The sequence below is a fragment of the Butyrivibrio sp. WCE2006 genome, from assembly GCF_000701985.1.
Classification (GTDB): domain Bacteria; phylum Bacillota; class Clostridia; order Lachnospirales; family Lachnospiraceae; genus Butyrivibrio.
The window spans coordinates 116,108-141,732 of sequence record NZ_JNKH01000006.1 but is presented as its reverse complement, the minus strand read 5'-3'; the positions used below and the strand labels follow the sequence as shown (position 1 = coordinate 141,732).

Genomic DNA, 25,625 nt, shown 5'->3' with positions numbered 1-25,625 from the left:
TTAAAGCACATCTGCAAAATGTGTTTTAGAACGCTTGAAAATCAAAGAACCTATACAAAATAATGCTACAACAACGATCCAGAAATATGTGCTTGAGTAGAAATGCTCAAAGAACCATTCATCGCCGTAAACAGCATTACGATAGCCATTAACAACATAAGTCATGGGATTAAGCTTAATAATCCACTTAAGATTGTCTGGAAGCATATTGATATCCCATAAAATCGGAGTCGCCCACTGTCCTACCTGCAGAACGATCGCCAGGATCTGTGTGAGATCCCTAAAGAAAACCACCACTGCACATGTAGTATAACAAACGGACAATACTAAAATAAACTCACATATTGCGTAATAAAAAATCTGAGTCGTATATATTGTGGGATAATACCCATACATACAAGCCACAACAAGCATTACTACTGCAAAAAATATATGAATAAATAATGCTGCAATAACTTTGATTAGCGGAAGTATACTGATCTTAAATAGAACCTTCTTTACAAGGTAATTATATTCAAGAAGTGATGTAGTTCCGTTCATAAGTGCTTCATTAAAAAAGAACCACGGAACAAGTCCGGATGTGAGAAAGAGAACATACGGCACATCTATTCCACCTGCAACCATCTGAGATCTTGTGTGGAATATTCTGTCAAATACAAACCAATACATCAAAACAGTGACCACCGGTTGAACCAGTGCCCACACAACGCCCATATAAGAGCCGGCATATCTTTTCTTAAAATCATTTACCGCAAGTCGCCATATAAGCCTTCTGGAATTAAAAAGCTCAACCGGCAATACCATAAGTTTGTCATACCATGCAGTAACAAGTATCATCGACATGACTATCAAAATACATGCACATATCTTTTTCAGGAGCTCCGTATGCTGATCTGCCAGCTGATTGCTGTGCAAAACAACAATCAGCATAAGCACTACAGCAAGTCCATAATATATTCCAAGCCCCACCTGCTTTGGCAGCTCACTTATAAACGGCAGTTTATCAGTTTTTTCCTTTGCCATTTAGTTAATACCGCGTTCCTTTTTATAGTCAGAAAGTGTTCCCCACTTAGTATCCTTATCTGAAAGTGTGAGTTCTGCCTCATTTTCGAAAGGCCATTCTACTCCAATCTCGGGATCCTTAAAGAGAAGACCGCCCTCATCGTCGGGATGATAGAAATCTGTACATTTGTACGCAAATTCAGCATAATCTGAAAGTACAAGGAAACCATGTGCAAATCCCTTAGGAATAAAGAACTGCTTCTTATTCTCAGCTGAAAGAACAACTCCAAACCACTTTCCAAAAGTAGCTGAACCTTCTCTTAAATCAACAGCCACATCAAAAACTTCACCGTTTACAACACGAACAAGCTTGTCCTGAGGGAAGTTCTTCTGAAAATGAAGGCCTCTCAGCACACCTTTTTTAGATGCTGACTGATTATCCTGTACGAAATCCATAGGAATACCTATTTTCTCAAAATCACGTTTTGAGTATGTCTCCATAAAATAGCCTCTGCTATCACCGAAAACCTGGGGTGTGATAACCTTAAGTCCTTCTATTTCACATGTTTCAACTGTTAACTGTCCCATTTTAACCTAAATCCTCCAAAATCTAATTTGCATTTCCGTCTGTAACTTCCGGTACTTCATGAAGCATTCCGTGTTCATCCGGTTTTAGATTGCCGTCCTTAACAGACGATGACTGATCCTGCTGAATGTCTGCATTGGCAGGAACAGGCACATTATCAACAACAACCACCACTGAAGGGCGTTGCTCACTTTTATCAAAAAAATCGTTGGCAGTAAGAAACCCTTTAAGATTGTCTCCTATCTGTTCTCCATATTCAGTTGTACGTACTTCTTCCTCAACGCTCTCCTCTACCTCTGCCGTATCATTCTTTCCAACAAGAGAATTGATCTGCTCTCTGTTGGCAGCATAAACCACAACAGCGATAAGGGCCAGCGTAGTAAAAATAGCCAGTACAGATAACCTGAATGTTTTAGAGTCCATTTGCTACCTCAACAAGATATTTACCGTAATCAGTTTTCATCAAAGGCTCAGCAAGCTTTAATAACTGTTCCTTGTCGATAAATCCTCTCTTATACGCAATCTCTTCTATACATGAAACATAAAGTCCCTGTCTCTTCTGGAATGCGCAAACAAAGTCAGCTGCATCAAGGAGTGAATCATGGTTTCCTGTATCAAGCCATGCAAAGCCTCGACCCATAGTCTCAACACGAAGCTCACCGCGTCTCAAATACTCATTGTTAACGCTAGTGATTTCTATTTCTCCTCTTGCAGAAGGTTTAACATTTTTAGCAATTTCAATTACGTCATTATCATAGAAGTAAAGTCCCGGAACCGCATAGTTGCTCTTTGGATGCTCAGGCTTTTCCTCAATTGATATAGCCTTGCCATTCTCATCAAACTCTACAACACCATATTCTCTGGGATCACGAACATAGTATCCAAATATGGTTGCACCCTTATCCCTTGCAGCAACTTCCTTAAGTAGCTTACTAAAGCTCTGACCATAAAAGATATTGTCTCCAAGTACAAGAGCCACACTGTCATTACCTATGAAATCTGCTCCGATAATAAATGCATCTGCCAGACCTCTCGGCTGCTCCTGAACAGCATATGAAAATGACATACCAAGCTGCTCTCCTGTTCCGAAAAGATCTTCAAAAATCGGCAGATCTCTGGGCGTTGAAATAATAAGAACCTCTCTTATGCCCGCAAGCATAAGTGTTGAAAGCGGATAATAGATCATAGGCTTGTCATAAACAGGCATAATCTGTTTTGAGATTGCTCTTGTAAGCGGATAAAGTCTTGTTCCGGATCCTCCGGCTAAAATAATACCTTTCATGGATATTCCCTCCAAATAAATTCCTAAAGCGGACCACTTGCGGTGAATCCCTTAGGACGATTCACAGTTTCAATAATTTGCTTTACATTACCTCACGAAAATGTAAGCAAACATTTTCACCACATTATACTATAACACAAAATGAACGTGTCTTTCATTTGTTGTTATTTCGTTATTTATTCTCGTTTTTTCGAACTTCATCAATGATAAACGGCGGTCTGGACCTTGAAGCATCCAATGCACGCCATATATATTCCCCAAGAATACCAAGGGTTACCATTATCAGTCCTGTTGCAAAAAGCACTACGCACATAAGTGAAGCGTATCCTGCTATCGGTGTTCCCACTGTCAGCTTCTCATATATAGCACCAATTATTCCGATCAATGCTGCAAGAGCAACAAAAAATCCCACAGTGCTGATGGCCCTTATGGGGAAATACGAAAAGCTCATCATCGAATCAACTACCAGTTTATATTTCTTAGCGAAAGTCCAGCGTGATTTACCTACTGTCCTGTCTTTTCTGTGGAAGTATACCTTTGCTGATTTAAAACCGATCCACATAACCTGCAGAGTAAGAGATGAATTTTTCTCATCCATCAGCTGAATGACCTCTATAGCCTGTCTGTCCAAAAGGTAACAATCACAGCCTCCCTGAGGCATCTCTTTGTTGATTGTCTTTCTTACAAGCCAGTAATACATACCGGCAAAGAACTTTTTCACAGCACCTTCATCTCTCTCAGCACGAATGGCAAGTACTACTTTATTGCCTTCCTTCCACTTTTCAAAAAGATCAAGAATAAGAGTACTGTCCTCCTGCAGATCAGCCTGCTTGGTCACAGCGCAATCACCCGTGCACACAGATAACCCCGCCAGAATTGCTGCATGCTCACCAAAATTCCTTGAGAGTCTGGTGCATACAACCTTCTCATCACGGCTGGCAATCTTATTCATAATTTCCCAGGAATTATCGCCGGATCCATCATCAACAAATACTATCTCGTAGTCAGGAAGCTTTCCAAGGATTTTCTCCTTCATGTCATCATAGAGCATCTCTAGTGTATCTGAATTGTAATACACAGGAACAACTATTGATAATTTACTCATCTTATCTCCATAATTTCACCGATAATTATCCTTACCGATGAGGTCTCCTAAAACGCAACAACAGAGAGCCCGGTAAAAAAGCTTACCAAAGCTCTCTTGTTATACTAATGATACAACCGCATCATTTATGTTTTAAAGCTTGTTGCTGTACATGCTGTCGTAATATTTCTGGTAGTCACCGCTTGTAACGTTCTCCATCCAATCCTCATTGGCAAAGAACCACTTGATTGTCTTGCGGATACCTTCTTTAAACATTGTCTCAGGCTCCCAGCCGATCTCAGCCTTGATCTTATCAGGAGCGATAGCATAACGACGGTCATGTCCCTTTCTGTCTTCAACATAAGTGATAAGATCGTAAGTAATCTTCTCTTTTCTGGGATCTGAATCATCAAGTGACTCACGAAGGACATCTATAATAGTCTGAACTATCTCGATATTCTGTTTCTCATTATGTCCACCGATATTATATGTCTCGAAAAGTCTGCCCTTCTCCTGAACCATATCGATTGCCTTGGCATGATCTTCAACATAGAGCCAGTCACGAACATTCTTACCGTCTCCATAAACAGGAAGAGCCTTGCCTTCAAGTGCATTGTGGATCATGAGAGGTATCAGCTTCTCCGGGAACTGGTAAGGGCCATAGTTATTTGAGCAGTTTGTAATGTTTGCAGGGAACTTATATGTATCCATATAAGCCTTAACAAGCATATCTGAGCTTGCCTTACTAGCTGAGTACGGGCTGTGAGGATCATAAGGTGTATCCTCATAGAAATAAGCATTGGGATCCTCAGGAAGCGATCCGTAAACTTCATCTGTACTTACGTGAAGGAATTTCTTTCCTTCCTTGAAGGTTCCATCGGGAAGTTCCCATGCCTTCTTAGCTGCATTAAGCATTGTTGCTGTACCAAGTACATTGGTCTCAACAAAAATCTCAGGATTAACAATTGAGCGGTCTACATGACTCTCAGCTGCAAAATGTACAACCCTGTCGATATCATTTTCTTCAAAAATCTTATTTATAGCATCTCTGTCACAAATATTAGCTTTAACGAAAGAATAATTATCTCTGTCCTGAACGTCCTTTAAATTCTCAAGATTGCCTGCATATGTAAGTGCATCAACATTGATGATACGGATTTCATTATCATATTTTTTAAACATGTAATGAATGTAATTTGAACCGATAAAACCGGCACCGCCTGTTACAAGATAAGTTCTCATTTTTCACTCCTATAATATAAATATAACTACTTTTAAATAATTAGCTCATAAAATTATAACCGTTATGTGATATTCACGCAAGAAAGATTTCTTGCCTTACTGCCTGCTGCAAAAAGAGAAAGTATTATAATGCCCATCAACAGGTCATTCCAAGCCACCTTCGTTGAAGGTCAGTCTGATTAAAGCAGATAAAATACAAGGATACCTGCCATGATAAGTATCATACCCCAAATCTTGTTTTTGGTTATCTTCTCTTTGAATATCATTCTGCTTAAAAACATAACAAGGATATATCCCACAGGCTCTATTATCACCACATACATGTAAGGCATATGTCCATAACAGATAATAGCCACCAGCATGGACACAACAAGAAGCCCATATCCGCCTATCACAAGTACATTAAGATACTGTCTGATAAAACCGGGATATTCTTTAAGAGAGCTCTGTTTTAACATAATCTGGGACACTGAAGCCAAAAGTTGTCCAAAGAGCATCAGCACTATGAAGGGAATCATATGCTTCCTCCCTTCATATCATCTGTATCCTCTTCCATGTTTTCTGTAGGAGAATTCAGAATGATGGTGCCTGCAATAACCATGATCACTCCAAGAATCTTAGCAAAAGTTATTCCTTCGTGGAACAGCACGACACTCCAGAGAAGCGACCATAAAAGCGTCATCGCCTTGTTTGCATAGGCTATAGACAGCTCAAACCTCTTTAATAACTGCTGCCACAATATGGCATATATTCCCAGCACCGCAAAATCAAGCAAATAAAAAATCACAAATTCTTTTGACAAAAAATCATAGCCAGAAACAAGCTTACTGATAACTGTAGTCAGTGAATAAATAAGCACCGCTCCCTGCAAAAAAATAATACTCAAAAACCTGTTATTCTTCATCAAAACCTCATTTATATATTGCGGAGGCAAAATGCTCTGCTATATGTTTATTTGCATCCTTGTTAACATGAATATTATCAAGAAGGAATTCCGAACTGTTTCCCTCATCGATAGTTCCATAATAATTATCTATGAAAGATACTCCGGTATCACCGCAGGTATCTATCATATGCTGCAGATATGTAGTAAGTTTACCGTTTCCAAAATCGACCCTGTCTCCATTTTTCAGAACCCCATCTGAATCATAGGCATAACAAAAAGTAAAAGACATGCACACAATTCTGATGAAAGGATATTTTTCCTGTATCATCCTGATTCCCGAATCAAGTGCTCCCATGTAAGTCATAGGATCCAGTTTGTCGCCGGGATTCATACCTGGACGAAGCTTTATATAATCTGTGGCATCATAATAAATGATAAGTGTGTCCACCTTGTTCATATCAAGATCAACAAGGCTCTGTGCATGCTGCTGCATCACTGTCTCACCGAGAATCCAGGTGGCATCAAGAACATCCGTCCTCGTATCACCAGCTATAGACTTAGCTATATTGAAAAAGCTCAGTCTGTCCATCGCATCTCCTTCACCTTCAGGGCTTGAAAGAGCGATTGTACTTCCCGCAAAGCCTGCGTTTATCACTTCCGCTCCGGTTCTGTCAGCTATCTGTGCACAGACGCCATCGTCGGAAGTATCATATGTAATCGCATCATTTCCAAGAACAAGTATCGTTTCCTTGCCATCGTCTTCATGCCCTTCTCTCTTTTCGGAGGGTAAAAGAAATACCTGGTCAAGAAGCTCTACCTCATATTCCGATTCATCAATTTCAACCTTTTCAAGCGTCTTGCCCTTATTCCATTTAAGGAGCCTGAATGCGCCATATCCGATAAGTAAAACAATAAGTCCCAGAATAACCAGATGAACCCATCCGGGAATTCCAGCGTCATTTCGTCTTTTTCTACGTCCTCTGTTATCATCAGATCTGTAATTAGCCATAAAAACCTCTCTAATACTCCTTTGAAAACAGCTCTTCAAAATCGAAATTCTCTATAATCTTTCGCATTTTGGAAAGCTCGGTTTCAAATTCTTCCTCACTTTTTATCTCATAGGATCCATCCGCAAAACACTCTGTCATAAAGCGATTGATCCTTGGATTATAGTGCGTATAATCCGCATAATTATTCAAGTCTGTCACAACATCTTCCATATTCTGAAAATAGAATAGACGCACATTATCATACTGCAAAAGCTCTCTCGCCGCAAACATATATTGATTCAGGGTAGCCTCAAGATGATTTTCAGTAATAACATTATTCCAATAAAGAATGCTGTATGGCGGGAAAAATACATAAAAAACCGTGTCCGGATTTTCTTTCACAAATGGAAGAATATTGACCTCCAGATTTTCCTTCGTCTTGGGAATCAGAAGTTCCTTATCCATCTCTTCATCAACCGGCTCCGGAGCTTCATATCCGTGCATCACATACTGAAGGTTATAGTAATCCTCAGTCCACCAGCTGGCATAAATCTCAGACATATTGGAGGGTTTTCTCTGAATTACAGGCTTTAATATATATTCCAGAAGAACATCCTTATTCCACAGATATTTAACATCATTTACCGGATTTTTATCATAAAGATACATTGGAAGTTCATACTTTATCTCATCCGTTTCTGCGGTAAGGGTAGGTATATCCAGCCCCAAAAAGACCGCTTTCATATCATTATTCTTTCTGGCATAGGTGTCCTTATCAAAAACTATGCTTAAGATGTTGTAATCATCCCTTGGATACGCTCCGCTGTAGGAAAGTTTTAGCGTATTAAGTCCCATCAGCTCATTAAAATCATCCGTATGAAAATTGACTGTCATTGATGAACCTATTATGCAGCTGTCATAATCCATATGCACCGCCATTCCCGGATTTTGAGATAACTGATTATCCACTATATATGGAAATCCATTTAAAGGTTTATGATAATGAAAAAACGGATCTACATAGGCAACCAACGCTGATACAAGAATCAATATTATTGCAACGGTTACAAAAAAATATAATATAAATTTTTTTCCGCCTGATTTATCCAATACAAATCTCTCCTCATCTATAAACAAATCTTTTATCTGACTAAGACCACTCTGTAACCGGTGCCGTTAACCAATCATGCTTTGCATTCCTGGACGATACCAGTTTCAAAAGTTCACATAAAGGAAGGTACTGACGCCACCAAGGCTTAATACTCCCCATACAAACAACAGTCCATAAATTATGGGAGCCTTTCTTTTTTTTGCAATTTTTCTGGCAGTGTCACCTCTGATTATGATAAGTGCAGAGATGATAATTATTATCCACATACATATATAATTACTCTTGTCCCAGCGCGGTATCGGAGTAACCTTAAAGATATACCAGATTTCATCAACCATAAAACATTCTGCCAGTTTTATGGAAATATGAAATCCTCTCCAGGCATCAATATTGATAATTTTTCCCAAAAGTGCCAGTGCAGAATCAATACCGGGGGCCCTGAAGAACACCCAGGCTGCAGTTACATAAAGAAATGTAAGCAAAGTTTTTATCCCGTCAATTACTGCAGATTTTTTTGCCTCTCCTGCCTTTTTATCACCTTTTAATAATCTGGTAAGCACCATAAGAAGACCATGAAGACATCCCCACAGAACGAACCCCCAGCCATTTCCATGCCATATTCCGCTTATCAGAAAAACAACCATAATATTTATACAGGTTCTCACTATTCCCCTGCGGCTTCCACCCAGTGGAATGTAAATATATTTTGTAAAAAACCTTGTGAGGGATATATGCCATCTATCCCAGAATTCTGATATATTTCCTGACTTGTACGGAGAATCAAAATTTATCCTGAGATCCATTCCGATCATTTTGCAGATTCCCTCTGCCATATCACAATAACCACTAAAATCAAAATAGAGCTGGAAAGAATATGAAACCGCTATAACCAGAGCATCCAGCGCCGTAGCTGTGTTTATACCCTGATAGCCAAAATCCACAGCTTTCCCAAGAATATCAGCTAAAAGCACCTTTTTTACAAGTCCCAAAGTAAACAGCCTAAGACCCTCGGCTATATTATCTGAATTCAGTTTTCTCTTATGAAGATCAAAAATTCCTGCCCTGATATTTTCATAATCAGCAATAGGTCCCTGGAGAATCTTGGGGAAGAAAAGGACATAACACAGGTAATCAATTATATTAAGTCCTTCCTCTTTATTAAGTTCTGCTATAAACATGATTTGGGAAAAGGTATAGAAGCTTATGGCCACAGGCATAGCCCCGGCATTTAAATATTTAAAATAACCAAGAAGTGCTACATCTCCTACGATTGCAACAGCTTTAATATATTTAGAAAAACCGCCCCTGCTTCGTAAAATTGCAAGTCCGGATAAAAGATTCCATAAAATACTAAAAGAAAAGATCAGGATACTGAATCTCCCGTATCCCACGAAGAAAAAGGCTGACATTACTATCAGCCACAATTTCATCAAAGTTCCCTTTTTATCATCCTGTAAAAAGGAGCTCTGGATTCCCCATATACCCAGAAGGAATACAGGTAAAAATATAAAAATAAATGAATATGAATTAAAAGTCATTTCTATGCTTACCGAACCTATAGTCCTTATTGCTGAACCGCTTCGGTATCCTCATAAATATTATAACCGCCGACATTATCCACAAGTTCAAGACCCATTTTATCAAGCGGTACATCTATTTTCCTGCCCTCATGCATAACTATGTATCTGCATTGAGCCTGTCTCGTAGCCTCAAGAAGATCCTTTGCGTTAATTTCCTCCGGCTTTTCAAAAACTTCATGAACCGCATTGTAATAATCCCAATGAATAATATCACGTCCGTAAGGCATTAGGATATTTGTATCATATTGTCTTACAAAATGAAGCATCTCAGAAGGAAATACTGCCCTGATTCTCGGCTCATTCTCCCCTGGACTTATAACGTCGCAGACATCAATGACCACCTGGGGTATATGATAAACATTTTCAGCTTTGACCATATACTGATTCTTGTAAACAATACTTCCGCAAAGAATGATAAGAGCACTTACAACCGGAAGTCCTATCCTCTTGTGGTTTATGAAAAGCTTACAGCCGGCATAGGATATGCACACTCCCATCGGAAGAAGCCACAATATACGGTAATAGGTGTCTCCTCCGTCACTTAAAACTGCCACATAGGCAATTCTTGTGTATGGTATGAAAAAGCCCACAAGTACTATCAGTGGAGCAACGGCTATAACAAGTCTTTTCCTGTTGTCCTTCTCAGTGATCAGAAGATATATTAGAGAAACCAAAAAGAGCGGGATCAGAAAACCATTCTCTCCGTATAATTTAAAAATGACCCAACACTCCATAAAAATTCCATACATAAATTTTCCTCAAATTCAAAATGATGTGTATATTAAAAGATATACGCCTGTAGGAATAACTGACAAAGCAGCCTTGATAATAACCTTTAAATCTCTTGTGTAGATCAGAAGTAAAAGTGACAACAATCCTATAAGTCCTGCTCCAAAAACAATCCCCATGGAACTCATGATTCCTGCTGCCATATTGAGAAGAAACAATAGTATCCAGGCACTGTTGCGAATCGACCTTATTCCACCTTTTGTCTCTTCCTTCCACAAAAATCCCGGCTTCCTGCAATCATCAAACAGCCATAAAAACAGCCAGAATATAAAAGGAATAACAAAGTTTGCTACCATAGCTTTTCCCTGCCAGGTTCTCATCATAAAAAAGGTCTCCGGCGTGTAGATCGAAGTATTCCCGAACATGGCAAAAAGCGAAATAAACAACATGTACACAGGAATCATATCCTGCCTTGCACCAAAAAGAATTCGACCTATTTCCAGATAGATCAGATAAACAAGCGGAATGATCAAAAACGGCATTATGGTATGAGATACGATTGTAGCATGAATCCCGCTCATTCTTGCTATAAATGCAATCCAGAGAGGAAATACCGCCATGGCATGACGTATATCAAGAGATGTTGAGCTTCCGGTATAAGGAAGAATCGTATTCATAACATCTGTCTGCTGCGCAAGGAGCGATTCAACAACATAATATGAATCGTCACCGTCAAACGGAGCAATTACAACAGCCATTACAAGCTGAAAAATCAGCACCACAAGAAAAACAGCCCAATATATAAGACTTTCCCTGGAATACTGAAATTTCATGACTCTTACATCTGTTCTGGGGCTTATGATAGCCTCCGGTTTTGCTCTCTTATCTCCCGGAAAGAACAGATAAAAAATATTTACATCCTTTTTTTCGTAATCCCTCTGAATATCCATAATCTTTGCAGCGTATCCCGCAATGGCAAGAATGCCCTGTACACTGGCAAAGGCAACACTGCACTTATGAAAAGCACCGTAAGGAATCTTTATCATGCACCAGATTCCTATCACTTCGAATACAGCAAAGGATATCAGAAATCCGCAAAGACAGGTTATCCCTATTGTCTTTTTCGTTTGCGGAAGAATCCTCTGAATTAAGAGCCCCATCCCCATAGGTACTATAAAAAGCCACAATATCAAAGAAAGTGCGGACAGTACCAACATTATCAGTTAACCTCCTCCCGAAGCATTGCATTTAAGTGCTCTGTAAAGATATTGATACCAGTGAGATTCTCGCCGCCCCTCGGAATTATAAGGTCAGCATATTTTTTACTGGGTTCAACAAACTGCTCATGCATAGGTTTTACAGTCTCAGAATACTGGGTAAGTACTGACGAAACGCTTCTTGCACGCTCGATAGTATCTCTGCGAATACGTCTCATAAGTCTCTCATCAGCATCTGTATCAACAAAAACCTTTACATCCATAAGGTCTCTAAGCTGTTTGTTCTCAAGTATCAGAATGCCCTCAAGAATGATTACCGGCTTTGGAATCACATGCACTGTCTGATCGGATCTGTTATGGATTGCATAATCATATACCGGTACATCAATCTCTTCGCCATTTTTAAGCTTCATCACATCTCTTATAAGAAGCTCTGTATCAAAAGAAGAAGGATGATCATAATTGAGTCTGCTTCTCTCGTCATAGGTCAGATCATTGTGTGCTTTATAATATGAGTCATGGCTGATGACCACAATATCATCACCAAACTGCTCCCTTATTCTGTTCACAATTGTTGTCTTTCCGGACGCAGAACCACCGGCTATTCCTACAATGCAAATTTTCTTCATTAGAACCTCTCTTTCAAAACTGTGTATTACTCTTCTATTTCATAATTGTGGGATGATTCACAATAAATATGAGAAAGCATCTCTCCACTATTATTATCATATGTTATAAGCTGAACGTCATCCTTAAGGTGATCATCATCATATAAGAAATTATTATTCTCATCTGATGTAAGATACAACAACCTGAATTTTTTCTCAATAGGAATATATGTCATTTGCCCCATTGAAGTATCCATATTTTCAACAGGCTCATATCCAACAGCCTCGTAGATATTACCTGATGCCCTGTCCATCAGAAGGAAATATTGCTGATGATCTCTTCCGGCCTCTTCAATCTTATCTGTACCTGTCAGATTTGAAACCAAATGTCTGAACCATGGATCCTGAAGTGCAGGTGAATCCTCTGTAAGATAGAGCGCAGCACTTACATCTCCCAATGTGAGCATATTAAGCTGAGTAGTGAGAAGTCTGTAGCTTATTTCCCTATCTCTGACTTCTTTATCATATCCTGCGCTGAGTTCATCCCACTTAGAAAACTCTGCATCACCTCTGTGATCCTTAAGATCAGTGTTCTCAGAAAGCCATTTTCCTATGCAATCTGTAACCTTCTTTGCTCCGGTAGAGGACAAGTGCCCGGGATCACTTAAATCCGCTTTGGGGTCGATAATATCCTCCATCTGAAGCATATTTATATACGGAACTCCATACTGCGCTGCAATGTCTCCCGCAGAATTGGCAGACTGAATATCCTGAGGCTCAGCTGCAAACGGAAGATATGTAACAAGTATTCCTATACCGTCTCTTTGACATTCATCAATGATTTTCATAAGGTATTCTTCACAAACGGTATGCTCCGGAAGTCTTGCAGCTGTATCATATTCATAATCGTAAGATATGCTTCCCTCAAGCTCATGCTTCATCTCTGCTCCCATTAACATATTGTATTCTGAAGTACCTGTAAGTCTCTGGAAGTCCTTCTGCTCAAGCTCGTTCCATCTGTTGTGATATACCATAAAATCAAAAAGATACTGTTTTTGTATATCAGGATCATGAACGAGGTCCTTAACAGCTGCAATCTTGAGCTTACTCAAAGGATACGCATCCATATTGAGGTGAAGCTGGCTGATAGCTGCCTGCCTGAACTCTTCGGGAGTCTCCTCATACATTTCATCAATATAATCGTAGTTCCTGTCCATCATAAAGCAATCCACGACTACATAATCCGGCTTACAGTAATCAAGAGCCCTTATGAGCTGCCAATAGCTTTCCTTCAGAAGGCTGCCGTGACCACCCAGATTGTAGGATGTGATTCCGTAATCCTCATACAGATCAATGGGATTTATACCGTTTATCACATGGGAAGATCCCAAAAACAAAACATCAAGATGATCTTTTTTTGCTTCCTCAAAAAAGTCCTTATTCTTCATATAGCTGGTTTTTCTCTCGGTAACAAGCATTACTGTACACAAAACACCGCCAAGAAGTATAAGAAATAATATTGTTTTAAGTGTAAGAATCAGTTTTCTCTTCATTATAATAATTCCTTAAAAGTTCTGATAAATAAATCCTGCTGCATCATATCCGGGTCCCCATATACCACAAGTCACAATAAATGTAACCGCAGCGATATAGATGAGCCATCTGAGCCAGATTCCCTGATTTTTAATTTTTTCCGAAATCACAATGCCCTTCTTGTTAGCTATATCTACTCCTATAAGCAAAGCTATGGATGAAAACAGCAAAAGCACATTGGTTCTGTCAAGTCCAAGGTTATAAAGGGTTCCCTTTGTAATAAACCATGGCTCAGGCTTTAGAATATGTGTCACCATATAAACAGCAGAACCAAAATCCTGAACCCTGAAGAATATCCATGCGAGATTTACCAGCATAAAGGTTATCAGGATTTTTAAAACTCTATGGGAAAAGCTGGTCGTTTCAACCTTAAAAGCAGCACATAGCTTTTCTCTTGCAGGCATCAGGATATGACCTATTACCTGATACAGGCCATGCAATAATCCCCAGATTGCAAAAGTGTAGTTGGCGCCATGCCACAGCCCACTTAAAATAAACACAATCAAAATATTTATATATTTTCTAACAGTTCCCTTTCTATTGCCGCCAAGGGGAATATACAGATAATCCTTAAACCAGGAGGAGAGTGAAATATGCCAGCGTCTCCAGAATTCCTGGACATTACCTGATAAATAAGGAGCATCGAAATTCTTCATCAGATCAAAGCCCAGCACCTTGGCGCAGCCTATGGCAATATTACTGTATCCGCCAAAGTCACAGTATATCTCAAAGGTATAAAGAATTGATGCCACCAGTGTAGCTGTTCCCGCGTACTTCACAGGATCTGCATAAATAGCAGATACAAGTATCGCACATCTGTCGGCTATTATCATTTTCATAAAATAGCCCCACATCATCTGTAAAAGGCCATCTCTCATTTTGTCATAGCTAAAATCATGAGGTTCCCTGAACTGTCTGAACATATGTCCCGCACGTTCTATAGGTCCTGACGTAACCTGTGGGAAGAAGGATACAAATAGTGAGAGTATGAAAAAATTCTTCTCCGCATAAATATTCCCGCGGTAAACATCCACCATATAGCCGATTGCCATGAACATAAAAAATGACATACCGACTGCTGACAGAATTGAGATACCCGCATATTTTGAAAGAGCAAGGATCAGAAGATTTGCACCTATCACACATGCAAGAATAGCTTTTTTCTTATTCCCTTCCTGCTTCTCCATGACCCTTGCCCCAATATAGGTGGACAGGGATGTGAAAAGAAGCATCGGAAAGCCTTTAAGATCGAGTGAAAGGTAAAAAGCCCAGCTCATCAGAAAAAGCCATAAATACCGTAGCTTCGCCGGGATTAAAAAATAGATAAACGCCATAACTGGCAAAAAGATTAAAAACTGCAAAGATATAAGCTGCATTATTCGTCCTCTTTGTTAGATAATATTAAGGTTTAGTATAGCAAAATAAGACCTAAAAAAAAAGAATGTCGCGGTGCGACATTCTTTTGGTTGCAATTTATTATTTTTTCTTGATGCTGTCACTGTATGCCCAGAAATCAAAATTATTTATTTCGATATAAGGCATTTCACTGTCATCAAGCCCTCTCAGCTTCTGAATTCTGTGAGCAAGGACCGCTGCGTAAATCTGTCTTCCTTTTTCGTTGTAATGAAGACCGTCTACAAGATAATCATCTATAGTTTCCATCTTAAGGTCAAACTGTGACGCATACATGGAATCCATAAAGTCTATGCCCATATCACTGGCAAGGTTGCTGGCAGTATTTGAATACTCTGAAAGCGTACCAATTCCTTTACTTACGGTATAACTGTCTCCAATAAGATATCCGTCTGAGTTGTACCATACACAATATGATGGTCCGCAGAGAATAAACTGCGCCTTGGGGCTTATGGTCTTAAGTGTATTTATTCCCTCTGAAAGAGCTCCGCTATATGAATGATAATCTACATAATTGGAATTATACAAATCTTTTCCGTTTATATAGTCATTTGCTCCATACTCAATAACATACAGATCCACCTTTTCGGGATCAACCCTTTTAAGCTCCTCACCCGCAGGATACTGATCAAGGAAAGAAGCGTTTATCTTACCTGCAAGGGCATAGCTGATTCCTATAAAACATGAATCACTAAATGTATCAAGTTCAAGGCCCATGTCTCTTGAAAGAGATGCTGCCGTTCCTCCTATTGCCAGGTTATAGAACTTAACCTTTTTCCCAAGAAGCGAACAGGTATAAGAGGGTATATCAGATGCCGTTCCTCTGGCATTGTCAAACTGGCTGTCACCAATAAAGACTATGTCATAATACTTATCCTTTTTGGGTTCTTCTGCAGGAGTAGCTGCAGGGTCTTCTACGGGAGTCTCAGCCACGGTCTGTTCTGTTTCAGTGGTATCGGTGGCGGGTACATCAGCAGTTACCGCCTCTGCCTGCTGTACTTCAGCCGCAGGAAGCGCAGGCTCAACTATCTCCTCAGGATCAAATGCCACTCCATCCGACGTTACTGCCATAGGCTTTTCAGCTGCTTCTGCTGTAGAAGCTTCAGCGTCATCACCTTCTGCATTCTGCTCCGAACCAGTCGCCTGCCCCTGACTTACGCCATCAGACACGGCTTCCTCCGAAGTCTCCCCGGTTATCTCTTCTTCCACAACCGGTTCATTTACATTTTTTGAAGTCAGCTTAGACGGATCACCGCAGCCGGCTATTGAGACGGTAAGCATTAAAGCAGTCAGTCCCATAACAAATCTTTTTTTCATAATAGCTCCTCATGTCATTAACAAATCACAAAAGTACAATGACATTTTAACACCAGAAACTCCCTATCATCAAAAAAACACAAAAAGTTAATATAATCTTAACTTTCCTTTTCCAGCAATCTCCTCTTATCCGCATTCAGGCTTATAAGCCTCATCTCGAATTCTCTCCTGTGATTTATTGTAAGATTATGCAGTATCATTCCTGCGAAAAATGCGAAAATCGCAGCAAGCATCACAAAACCACAGACAATAAGTGTCGGAAATCTCTCAACAAGCCCCGTCTGAAGATATGATGCAAAAATCGGCACAAAAAATACAATTGATACAATCGCAAGAACAAGAGAGATTATTGAGAAAAATCCCATAGGCTTATAGTCTCTGTAAAGTCTTGCTATGGTCATAAGCACTCTCATTCCGTCAGAGTAGGTATTAAGCTTTGACTCAGAGCCTTCCGGTCTGTCCCTGAATTCTATGATGTAATTCTCAATCTGCATATGATTATTTACAGCATGAATTGTCATCTCTGTCTCAATTTCAAACCCGGTTGATAATACAGGAAATGTTTTTGCAAATTCGTAGCTGAATGCCCTGAATCCTGTCATTACATCTCTTATGTCACAATCAAAAAGCCTGTTGATGCTACCCCTTACAAGACTGTTACCAAAATTGTGAAAAGGCCTTTTATTCTCAGTAAAATATGTTGATGAAAGTCTGTCACCTACAACCATATCAGCATTTTTCTTAAGTACCAGCTCGCACATGCCAGGTGCCGACTCCATAGGATAGGTATCGTCTCCATCAACCATTACATAGCACTCTGCATCAATTTCACGAAACATTCTTCTTATTACGTTGCCTTTTCCCTGAACATATTCATGGCGGACGATTGCACCATTTGCCTCTGCTATTTCTGATGTGCGGTCAGATGAATTATTATCATAAACATATATAACCGCATCAGGAAGAGCCGCCCTTGAATCCTTTATTACTTTTTCAATGGTCTGCTCCTCATTGTAGCAGGGAATAAGTACCGCTATTTTATCCATTTCTAACCTCTCATTATGATATTTGAGCTAAAATATTAGCCCCCGGAAGATTTTCCGTTTTTCACAGGCTTTATAACTACAGACTTTATTAATCCAGCCTGTAGACATATATAGTCATCGGAGATGATTCATCCTCATATGTTCCTACAGATAAAAGCCCTTTTTCCTTTGCATTTCCAAGTTCAATCCTGGAAAAAATATATTTGCATGAAAGCTCCCTCAGAGCCTCTGTGTCTGCATACAGATTGGTATCAGTAACACCTGCCATACTTTTTGTAGGCATAACTATCGAATCATCAGTTCCGGAATACAGATAACACCTTGCTCCCCAGTCATCAAAATAGATTCTGGTGTTTTCCTTTCTATCAAGGGCTGGCGCTATGACTCTTCTGAACTTCTCCTTGTAATCCTGAGAATAAAATCCAAGATAACCGTCAAGTGTCGATATTCCGTTGTATTCCAGCACGGCGGGATGCATTCCAAAGGCCACTGCCCACTCATCCTCTTCATAGCCAAGATCGCTTTTAATTTTATCAAAAAGCTCTGTGGAATAAAACTCTCTGTAACTGAGCCTGTCCACTTCATGTCCTGTCTTTAAACGATATGCCGTTCCGTAAGCAGTATCATACAGATCATTATAATGCCCGGAAAAGAGCAGTATCACAAATACAGCTATAACAGGCAGGACTCTTGCGGATATCCTTAGCAGTACATTACTTCTTTTAGCCATTCTCCTGCATACTATGAAAAACATTCCGTACCACAGAAACGGGCTAAAGAAAATCGTCCTGTTAAACTGCCAACCTGTAAGCGGCGGTAATACCAACGCAACAAAATCTCTTACTGCCTCGCTGTAATAAATTCCATATACAGCGCTGTTAAAAATCAAAAGCACAAAAAAGAAATTGTAAATATCGTGAACAATTCCTTTAAAATCCCTTTTTATCACATATCCGGCATTTAAAAAGACCAGATATATCATACACACCGGGAATACAAAATATGAATGTGCATCATCAGCATGCATCATTCCATTTTTAAACACAGAAAAGCTCTCACCTATAATCTCAGAAATTCCCATGGAAGCATCTTTCATAGAACTTCTTATCGTTATTTCATCCGAAAGCAGCATGGTTCCAAAAAGTCTGTACTCAAAAATCACAAATCCTGCAGATAAAACTATAAGAGAAATACATAAGGAAAGAGAAAGCTTTTTATCACTTATCAGTCTCCAGATAATTGCAAGAACCAGGTACCCCAGAATAAACATTCCAAAATACGAAAAATAAGATACAACCGGATACAGAAATAAGAGTATATAGTACTTTACAACCTCCCTCTTTAATCCAATTCTGTATATCCTTCTAAGAAGATATATAACAAGGGGAATGGAAGCAAAAGGTATTCCAAAGGCTGGAAAAAGATTGAGAATTCCATATGCAAAAGCACTTAAATAAGCAACATCTCCCGGCTTCTCATCCGGAAAGAAATCCTTAAACAGCAGCAGGCAGGAAACAAGCGCTATAACAATCTTCAGAATATATCCCAGAACATAAGCGATATATGCCGGAAAAATCATGTACAGAATACTGTACAGATAAAATTCTCCGGGAAGATTATCCCTGCTGATACCATTAAGAAACGGGACATCCGCGCCGTGAGCCCAGAATGTCCCTGTATTTTTCATCATTTGATATTGTGCAACAAATAGATCCAAATTGTCCGGCACTGCTATGTAACTGTTCTCACCGACTATCATATACATAGCAAAAACAGCAGTGATAAAAATGCCTATAAGCCAGATGTACCATCCGGATGCTATTTTCCCTGTTATGCCTTTCACAACTTCACCTCTATATGTGCATATCCTGATAAGGCTGACATAAAGCTACGATTAGTCTTCCTTCTTGAAAATTCCCATTCTCTCATGTCCGCCGAGCTTATTGGGATCTCTTCCCTCAAGAATGGCCTTTACGATCGTCATACGGAATCCTGCATCAATAAAGTCACAATGCTTACAGAAGGGCTCATTCTGTCTTCCGGAAGCAATCTTCCTTCTTACAGCCATAAACTCCTCAGATGCCCATCCATCCTTAAGACTTGTTGTAGCAAGGTCAGCATAATTAGTAACCTCGAAGTTATCACAGCAGCAAAGTCCAAGCTTTCCGTTAGGCATTATCCACATATCAGTGAAAGGAAGAAGACAAGTCTCCTTGATAACCTTCTCGGTAGCCTGCTTGTTAGGTGCTGAACCGGCTCTGTTTGTGAGCACTTCCTCCAGATATCTCATCTGAATCTCTATATCAAGATCCTTGAACTCATCAGGATGAGCCTTAACATACTCATAAATCTCCTGAATGTTCTTATGAAGCTTGAACTCCATACTATAGTTATTGATAATAAGCTGATTTATATAGGGCTGAATCTGCTTAACCTTATCAATATTAAGGATAAGTCCGTTAGTACTCATGAAGATGAAGCTCTCAGGAAGCTTCTCCCTCGCGTACTTATGGCGTTCAACTATCTTGGTATCAAGCCAGGGCTCATTATTACCATACAATGTGAGGTGTCCCTTGTATCCCCAGTCAGCAAGCTGATCGATAATGCTCTTATAAAGCTCATCATCTATCTTGCAAAGAGGTCTTCTCTCAGCATGTACATTTGCTGTACAGAATGCGCAGGTAGAATTACATCTGTTTATTGTCTCGATGTTAACCACATTGGGCATCGGAACTTCCTTGGCATTCATAAAATAATCTATATAATCCTGTTGCTGTTTATGTCTTGTGGCAAACTGAAGCTTTAAATAGGCTTCACTGGCAAGCATAGGAAAATGCTTTCTTGCAAACCAGCCAAATTTCCCCATAAAACTGTTAACCTTGATTGGCATTTCATTTCCTCCAAACTAAAAATCTACAAGAGTGCTTACTATATATACTGCTCACGCCTTATGGTGCTCGCAGCAAGTGCGCAGAGCTGAATGAACAGTTTATAATTATAGTTACTGCTCGCACCTTATGGTGCTCACAGCAACGGGATTTGCCCATTCCAATTGCCTTCGGCAAGGGGCAAATCCAATATTCAAAGCTTTAAACATCCTCACGCTCAGCGCAGCAAGTGCGCAGAGCTGAATGAACAGTTTATAATTATATCAATAGCAGGGCTTTTTTTCAACTTAGCGTTTGACTCTTATCTGTACGTTTCCTATAATTAATACACAAGTATGGCTTTCTGAATACCTGAGGAAATTCAAGAAGTCATCAACATTCGAACAATAATTGCAATCTACAAGGCGGAAAATAGTTTATGCTAACTTTAAATGCGGTATCACTCATTATCTATTTTGGGATCATTGCTTTAGCTTTGTATCTGTATAGTAAAAATGACCGTGACTCATTTTCCCAGATAAATCTATCAAATGTCACCTTCAATAAAATATATACGTTTTTTTTACCTGCAGCCCTTATTATTATTGGTACTGCACTCCGAATTTATAAGCTCACACAGATTCCTTTGGGTCTTCATCAGGACGAAGCATCCATAGGCTATGAGGCTTACATCCTTTCTGTTTTCGGAATTGACCGTGACGGCAACAGATATCCTGTTTATCCGATCACTTACGGTTCAGGTGGCGGAAGCCCGCTTATGATCTATATTAACGCCATCACAACCTTTCTGTTTGGTTCAAGCCCCGTGACTCTAAGGGCTTTGCCGGCTGTTCTTGGCGTAGCTACACTTATTATTTCATTTTTCCTTATAAAAAAACTCAGCAGTGAATCATTTTCCGACAGTAGTGAAAGGCTTACTCTTCAGTATATATCAGGTGAATATCTGTGGCTCCCAATTGTGTATCTGTGCATAATTTCCCTTAGTCCATGGCATATCATGCTCTCAAGATGGAGCCTTGACAGCAATACCGCACCGTTTTTTGTACTTACTGCTCTCTTTCTTTTCATTCTCGGAGGCAAAGCGCAAAAAGAAGCTACCTCCTTCGAGAACATTGGAACATTATTTAAGCGTAAAGACAGGAAAAAACGTCAATCCCTAAGCGCTTCTGATACGCAGGCAACTCTGCTTTTTGCTTTTTCCGCCTTATTCTATTCACTTACGCTTTACAGCTATGGCGCAGCTACAATCATCATTCCTGTCCATCTGGTTATCATGTGCGTAATATTTACAAGAAGACATCGCATGACCAGACTTCAGGTAACAACAGGCGTTGTGGTATTCCTTATTTTTTCTTCGCCTCTGCTGATTTTTTACGTGGTCAATGCACTTAATCTTCCGCAGATTACAACGCCTCTGTTTACAATAACAAAATTCACAGCCAAAAGGAGCATATTTGTTTCCGGTTCAGGGATGCTATTGTCAGTGCTGCAGAACCTTCTGGTTATAATTAAAAATCTGTCAATCGGTTCCTCCGCAGAACAGATTCTTAATTATATCCCGGGATTTCCTCCGCTTCTGGCTTTTACATTCCCTGTTACACTACTTGGAATGTTTTTAAGTATACTCAGATTAAGAAATGGTGAATTTATTGATCAGGTAATTGCAAGCCTTTTCATCCCTTCATTTATCTTTGGTTTATTCGTTGAAGAAGATATAACAAGAATGGTGATGATCTTTATTCCAGTGATTTACTATCTGGCGCGTGGATACATTTTTATAGTTAATGAATTTGTCACTCTTGAAAAAAACACACCAAACAAATTTATTCATTATCTTGCCATATTTGGAAAAGCAATTGCTCCCGCTGTTTTTCTTATTAGCGCAATTTTATTCAGCAGGACTTACTTTACTGACTTTAATCATCTAAGCAGAGATGCCTACATGCCCGGATACGGAGAAGCCTGTGCCTATGCAGATAATATAACTAAGGATGATTCAATTATCTACTCAACCTACGAACACGTATCTGCCCCATTTATGATAGCACTTTATTACACCAAAACGTCGCCCACCGATTTTATCAAGACAGTCCATTACAAGGATCCGACTGCAGAATTTCGCATTGCAGATTCCTTTACCAATTTCAGATTTGGACTGCCGGAAGACTTTGCGGAGAATGTAGTCTCTTATCTGGATGAAGGTAATACTTTTATCCTTCATAAGACTCAGGTTGATACAATAAAAAATGCCCCGGGTTATGATCCCGAGGCACTAAGTATAAACTATTTTGGTGATTTTTTTGTAATTTCAAAAAGACCGTAAGCTGCAAAGGGAAGGAGCATCAGATAATATCTTATTATATATCTGGACGAACCTTCCCATATTTCATGGAAAAGCATTCCCCCAAAAACAAACAGTATCGGCAGCGCCTGCCAAAGTGTAAAGCTCTTTTTCTTCAAGGTTAATATGCAATAAACCACCACTCCAAAATACACAATAAAGTGGGCCACATCCATTATTCCCTGAAAAATCTTCGACCATATCCCATCTACCATTGACCTTGCAAACGAAGATGTAGAATCTGAATGTCTCATCGACAACTCAAAATTTCTGACAGATACAAATGTAGGATCCGCCCACTGACTTAAGAATTTTCTTGCATAAAATCTCGCCGCATGAAGCGGTCTTTCCTTAAACTCAGCAATTCTTTCAGCTATGGCAAGCTTTGCTTTTTCATCAGTAAGCTCTCTGTCATAATCACATTCATCATAGGTATTTCTGTTAAAGCCGTTGTACCAGCCCCACTCTCCTTCACCCTCCTGCATAGCCATGGCAAAATAGGTTGAGCTCGGTACGCCCTCCGGATACGCCTCAAGGTCTGCCTTTGCAGCATATACATTCCCTAAAAGCTTAAGCGGATATATAGCCATGATGCATAGAATAATACAGAATACAAGATTAAAGAAAACCGTCCTCATCTTTTGCTCTTCATTATCAAGAATCACCTGCACAAAATGCACAATCAGCAGGATCACCATGGCAATTAAAGCTATATACAGATTTGTTTTCAAAAAACATCCAAGACCTAAAAACAGTGCTGCAAGTATCTCATCTTTGACCGCTTTTCCCTTTAAATAGCGGATTTCAAAATAAATAGCAGCAACTCCCGGCGTCACAGACCAGACATCGTTGTATACAAAGGTCACATAGGTAAAAAAGAAAAACATGAACAGAGAAAGTACATCAAATATCGCACAGACCTCGTCGTTTTCAAACAGCTCCCGGGTTATCAGGTGAAGAAGGTACACCGTAAACAGTATCGCTATCATATTTATCAGCTGAAATACTGTATAATTGCCGGGTCCGAACAGGTTACCTATTATCTGCCCGATAGCCACATATCCCAGCTGAAAGGGATATATAAACATGTAGCCGCCTTTACTTAGGCTATGGTAATCCCCTGCATTGAATTCATTGATGACATTATCCAGCATAAGTCCGTCTGTTACTGCCACGGCTTTTGATGAAAAAATGATAATAAGACAGACAACTGCTTCAAGTATAAGTGCAAGTGGCAGCATGCGCTTTTTTACAATTTTAACTGCCAGTAGAGCCATGAGTGCAAATGCAAGAATTCCTACCAGTAATTCCGAATAATCTTGCGTCCCAAATCTGGGAAGATCCGCCTCCTGCCCCACATCATAATACACAGTGGTAAAGGTCCCTGAAAGAAGTATCACTGCATTCAATAAAGTAAATGGAATAAAAAAGATCATTGAAAGTCTTCGAAGATGCTTATTCATGGGATCCAGCTCCAATCCTCTTTACAATATCAAAGGCAGTAATGGCATAAAGGACTACTGCAATAGCTGACAGAATTGTTATAGAGAACACTTCCTCCTTAAAGAGCACCATTATATACACAAGCATGGAATTAATATTCATGATGGCTGCAATCCACAATTTCTCTCTTTTAACCCCAAGGCAAAATGCTGTCATGAGAAGGACGATTGCATAATCATATCTCTCGTGCATCCCCGGTAAAAACATGCAGCAGCTCCAAGCCATAAACAGGCCAAAGTATAATACATTTTCCTTTTTATCCAAAAAAGAAGCATGGCGAATAGCATATACCGCAAATACTCCAAGCACCGCAACCGTCATAAGAACTGCCGGCAGCGTTAGTATCTCATCAAAGGCATCCAGCCCGAAATTATAAAAATTAGGATAATAGGACACCATGCCGTATCCTTCAGTTGCCACTTCCTGAGTCTGGAAAAGATATGCCAGATATGTGGCTCTAAGCCCTCTTCTGCTCAAAACACAGGGAAGCCCCATTATCAGATACATAACAGGAATCCATAGGAAATTAAAAATACTGTATCTCTTTTTTACAAAATAGAGTACCAGAAAAAGAGGCAGAAAGAACACCGCCTGAAGCTTAAAGCTAAATGAAATCGCAAGGAAAATGAAAGCTTTCGTGTAATTGTCCTTAAGTACATAATACAAAGCTATTACAAGAAATACTACGTAAATTGCATCACACTGTTTCCACAACGCTCCGTTCCAGATAACAAAGGGAAGAAGCAGGGTAAGGGCAGCTGAAAAATCACTGATTCTTACGGCAATCCTTCTCTCGACACCTCTCTCATCAAAAATGAGAAGGAGCATTTTTCTTATGAAGAACGCGCTGACAAGCTCAGCCGCAAGGGAAAACAGAGCGATCGGAATATATGGCTCACAGGGAAAAAGTGAGCATATGGCATACATGACATTAAAGGGAACATAATAATCACCAATGTCCTTTGAAAGGCCTCCTATGAGACCATACTCTCTGTAAGCCTCTACCCAGGGCAGATAATAGCTCTTATAATCCGGGGAAAGCTCTGTCTCAGGTATAAGCTTCATCCTGATCAAAACTGCTATAAGGACAATTGCAAATATTGCAATCTTCTCCAGATTGTTCGTAACTATATCAATTATCCATTTATCAAAACCGGTTATACCGGAATTATTGAGTTCCTTTTTATTTGTTCCTTCAGTTTTCAAAA

General features: G+C 39.6%; 23 protein-coding genes. 1 reads left to right on the top strand and 22 read right to left on the bottom strand.

Translation table 11 applies throughout. From position 1 onward, the window contains the following. The 20 genes from T501_RS06285 to T501_RS06190 all read right to left on the bottom strand — a co-directional run bounded on the left by T501_RS06285 (position 1) and on the right by T501_RS06190 (position 20,575). Positions 1-1,023: an ABC transporter permease gene (locus tag T501_RS06285; RefSeq protein WP_044913870.1), complete on the bottom strand. Its 1,023-nt coding sequence runs from the start codon at positions 1,021-1,023 to the stop codon at positions 1-3. Then, complete coding sequence (gene rfbC, locus T501_RS06280) at positions 1,024-1,590, bottom strand: dTDP-4-dehydrorhamnose 3,5-epimerase (RefSeq protein WP_044913869.1); 567 nt, start codon at positions 1,588-1,590, stop codon at positions 1,024-1,026. A 22-nt stretch (positions 1,591-1,612) separates the two neighbouring features. Further along, positions 1,613-2,011 carry a hypothetical protein gene (locus T501_RS06275; protein ID WP_026509472.1) on the bottom strand — a complete coding sequence of 133 codons (399 nt, stop codon included), beginning with the start codon at positions 2,009-2,011 and terminating at the stop codon, positions 1,613-1,615. Beyond that, a complete protein-coding gene (rfbA, locus tag T501_RS06270) occupies positions 2,001-2,870 on the bottom strand; it encodes a glucose-1-phosphate thymidylyltransferase RfbA (RefSeq protein WP_026509473.1) in 870 nt (289 codons plus the stop codon). Before rfbA ends, T501_RS06275 begins: the two co-directional genes overlap by 11 nt. 172 nt (positions 2,871-3,042) lie before the next feature. After that, positions 3,043-3,975 (bottom strand): glycosyltransferase family 2 protein, encoded by a 933-nt coding sequence (locus tag T501_RS06265; RefSeq protein WP_026509474.1) that lies wholly within the window; start codon positions 3,973-3,975, stop codon positions 3,043-3,045. A 132-nt stretch (positions 3,976-4,107) separates the two neighbouring features. After that, a complete protein-coding gene (gene rfbB, locus T501_RS06260) occupies positions 4,108-5,196 on the bottom strand; it encodes a dTDP-glucose 4,6-dehydratase (protein ID WP_026509475.1) in 1,089 nt (362 codons plus the stop codon). 179 nt (positions 5,197-5,375) lie between these two features. Continuing rightward, positions 5,376-5,714 (bottom strand): multidrug ABC transporter, encoded by a 339-nt coding sequence (locus tag T501_RS06255; protein WP_044913868.1) that lies wholly within the window; start codon positions 5,712-5,714, stop codon positions 5,376-5,378. Continuing rightward, a complete protein-coding gene (locus T501_RS06250) occupies positions 5,711-6,100 on the bottom strand; it encodes a DMT family transporter (protein ID WP_026509477.1) in 390 nt (129 codons plus the stop codon). The genes T501_RS06255 and T501_RS06250 overlap by 4 nt, the downstream gene beginning before the upstream one ends. Before the next feature lie 7 nt (positions 6,101-6,107). Then, positions 6,108-7,091, bottom strand: a complete 984-nt coding sequence (locus T501_RS06245; protein ID WP_026509478.1) for an SGNH/GDSL hydrolase family protein — start codon at positions 7,089-7,091, stop codon at positions 6,108-6,110. A gap of 10 nt (positions 7,092-7,101) precedes the next feature. Then, positions 7,102-8,181, bottom strand: coding sequence for a hypothetical protein (locus T501_RS06240; RefSeq protein WP_044913867.1), 1,080 nt, complete (start codon positions 8,179-8,181; stop codon positions 7,102-7,104). 105 nt (positions 8,182-8,286) lie between these two features. Further along, on the bottom strand, positions 8,287-9,720 hold the full coding sequence (locus T501_RS06235) for an MBOAT family O-acyltransferase (protein ID WP_050008167.1): 1,434 nt from the start codon (positions 9,718-9,720) through the stop codon (positions 8,287-8,289). A 26-nt stretch (positions 9,721-9,746) separates the two neighbouring features. Further along, on the bottom strand, positions 9,747-10,436 hold the full coding sequence (locus tag T501_RS06230) for a hypothetical protein (RefSeq protein ID WP_207641182.1): 690 nt from the start codon (positions 10,434-10,436) through the stop codon (positions 9,747-9,749). 90 nt (positions 10,437-10,526) lie between these two features. Beyond that, positions 10,527-11,708, bottom strand: coding sequence for a DUF6077 domain-containing protein (locus tag T501_RS06225; RefSeq protein WP_026509482.1), 1,182 nt, complete (start codon positions 11,706-11,708; stop codon positions 10,527-10,529). A 2-nt stretch (positions 11,709-11,710) separates the two neighbouring features. After that, positions 11,711-12,337 carry a uridine kinase gene (udk, locus tag T501_RS06220; protein ID WP_026509483.1) on the bottom strand — a complete coding sequence of 209 codons (627 nt, stop codon included), beginning with the start codon at positions 12,335-12,337 and terminating at the stop codon, positions 11,711-11,713. Positions 12,338-12,363: 26 nt separating this feature from the next. Then, on the bottom strand, positions 12,364-13,869 hold the full coding sequence (locus T501_RS06215; RefSeq protein WP_044913865.1) for a hypothetical protein: 1,506 nt from the start codon (positions 13,867-13,869) through the stop codon (positions 12,364-12,366). Positions 13,870-13,881: 12 nt separating this feature from the next. After that, on the bottom strand, positions 13,882-15,186 hold the full coding sequence (locus T501_RS06210) for an MBOAT family O-acyltransferase (protein ID WP_197027926.1): 1,305 nt from the start codon (positions 15,184-15,186) through the stop codon (positions 13,882-13,884). 199 nt (positions 15,187-15,385) lie between these two features. Next, positions 15,386-16,639 carry an SGNH/GDSL hydrolase family protein gene (locus T501_RS06205; RefSeq protein ID WP_044913863.1) on the bottom strand — a complete coding sequence of 418 codons (1,254 nt, stop codon included), beginning with the start codon at positions 16,637-16,639 and terminating at the stop codon, positions 15,386-15,388. 98 nt (positions 16,640-16,737) lie between these two features. Continuing rightward, positions 16,738-17,685, bottom strand: a complete 948-nt coding sequence (locus T501_RS06200) for a glycosyltransferase family 2 protein (protein ID WP_026509487.1) — start codon at positions 17,683-17,685, stop codon at positions 16,738-16,740. 88 nt (positions 17,686-17,773) lie between these two features. Next, positions 17,774-19,528 (bottom strand): DUF6044 family protein, encoded by a 1,755-nt coding sequence (locus T501_RS06195; RefSeq protein WP_044913862.1) that lies wholly within the window; start codon positions 19,526-19,528, stop codon positions 17,774-17,776. A 51-nt stretch (positions 19,529-19,579) separates the two neighbouring features. Beyond that, positions 19,580-20,575 (bottom strand): radical SAM/SPASM domain-containing protein, encoded by a 996-nt coding sequence (locus tag T501_RS06190; RefSeq protein ID WP_044913861.1) that lies wholly within the window; start codon positions 20,573-20,575, stop codon positions 19,580-19,582. Positions 20,576-20,991: 416 nt separating this feature from the next. On the opposite strand from T501_RS06190, the gene T501_RS06185 reads away from it, so the two are divergent. Further along, positions 20,992-22,896, top strand: coding sequence for a hypothetical protein (locus T501_RS06185; protein WP_044913860.1), 1,905 nt, complete (start codon positions 20,992-20,994; stop codon positions 22,894-22,896). Here the strand turns inward: T501_RS06185 and T501_RS06180 are convergent. Then, complete coding sequence (locus tag T501_RS06180) at positions 22,857-24,377, bottom strand: phospholipid carrier-dependent glycosyltransferase (protein ID WP_044913859.1); 1,521 nt, start codon at positions 24,375-24,377, stop codon at positions 22,857-22,859. The two genes, T501_RS06185 and T501_RS06180, sit on opposite strands and share 40 nt — an antisense overlap. Continuing rightward, positions 24,370-25,623 (bottom strand): hypothetical protein, encoded by a 1,254-nt coding sequence (locus T501_RS06175; RefSeq protein WP_044913858.1) that lies wholly within the window; start codon positions 25,621-25,623, stop codon positions 24,370-24,372. Before T501_RS06175 ends, T501_RS06180 begins: the two co-directional genes overlap by 8 nt. Between the last annotated feature and the right edge of the window lie 2 nt (positions 25,624-25,625).

Excerpts from the sequence above, each read along its gene's own strand:
- T501_RS06285 (WP_044913870.1), bottom strand. The coding sequence starts at position 1,023 with ATGGCAAAGGAAAAAACTGATAAACTGCCGTTTATAAGTGAGCTGCCA.
- rfbC (WP_044913869.1), bottom strand. The coding sequence starts at position 1,590 with ATGGGACAGTTAACAGTTGAAACATGTGAAATAGAAGGACTTAAGGTT.
- T501_RS06275 (WP_026509472.1), bottom strand. The coding sequence starts at position 2,011 with ATGGACTCTAAAACATTCAGGTTATCTGTACTGGCTATTTTTACTACG.
- rfbA (WP_026509473.1), bottom strand. The coding sequence starts at position 2,870 with ATGAAAGGTATTATTTTAGCCGGAGGATCCGGAACAAGACTTTATCCG.
- T501_RS06265 (WP_026509474.1), bottom strand. The coding sequence starts at position 3,975 with ATGAGTAAATTATCAATAGTTGTTCCTGTGTATTACAATTCAGATACA.
- rfbB (WP_026509475.1), bottom strand. The coding sequence starts at position 5,196 with ATGAGAACTTATCTTGTAACAGGCGGTGCCGGTTTTATCGGTTCAAAT.
- T501_RS06255 (WP_044913868.1), bottom strand. The coding sequence starts at position 5,714 with ATGATTCCCTTCATAGTGCTGATGCTCTTTGGACAACTTTTGGCTTCA.
- T501_RS06250 (WP_026509477.1), bottom strand. The coding sequence starts at position 6,100 with ATGAAGAATAACAGGTTTTTGAGTATTATTTTTTTGCAGGGAGCGGTG.
- T501_RS06245 (WP_026509478.1), bottom strand. The coding sequence starts at position 7,091 with ATGGCTAATTACAGATCTGATGATAACAGAGGACGTAGAAAAAGACGA.
- T501_RS06235 (WP_050008167.1), bottom strand. The coding sequence starts at position 9,720 with ATGACTTTTAATTCATATTCATTTATTTTTATATTTTTACCTGTATTC.
- T501_RS06225 (WP_026509482.1), bottom strand. The coding sequence starts at position 11,708 with ATGTTGGTACTGTCCGCACTTTCTTTGATATTGTGGCTTTTTATAGTA.
- udk (WP_026509483.1), bottom strand. The coding sequence starts at position 12,337 with ATGAAGAAAATTTGCATTGTAGGAATAGCCGGTGGTTCTGCGTCCGGA.
- T501_RS06215 (WP_044913865.1), bottom strand. The coding sequence starts at position 13,869 with ATGAAGAGAAAACTGATTCTTACACTTAAAACAATATTATTTCTTATA.
- T501_RS06210 (WP_197027926.1), bottom strand. The coding sequence starts at position 15,186 with ATGAGCTGGGCTTTTTACCTTTCACTCGATCTTAAAGGCTTTCCGATG.
- T501_RS06205 (WP_044913863.1), bottom strand. The coding sequence starts at position 16,639 with ATGAAAAAAAGATTTGTTATGGGACTGACTGCTTTAATGCTTACCGTC.
- T501_RS06200 (WP_026509487.1), bottom strand. The coding sequence starts at position 17,685 with ATGGATAAAATAGCGGTACTTATTCCCTGCTACAATGAGGAGCAGACC.
- T501_RS06190 (WP_044913861.1), bottom strand. The coding sequence starts at position 20,575 with ATGCCAATCAAGGTTAACAGTTTTATGGGGAAATTTGGCTGGTTTGCA.
- T501_RS06185 (WP_044913860.1), top strand. The coding sequence starts at position 20,992 with ATGCTAACTTTAAATGCGGTATCACTCATTATCTATTTTGGGATCATT.
- T501_RS06180 (WP_044913859.1), bottom strand. The coding sequence starts at position 24,377 with ATGAATAAGCATCTTCGAAGACTTTCAATGATCTTTTTTATTCCATTT.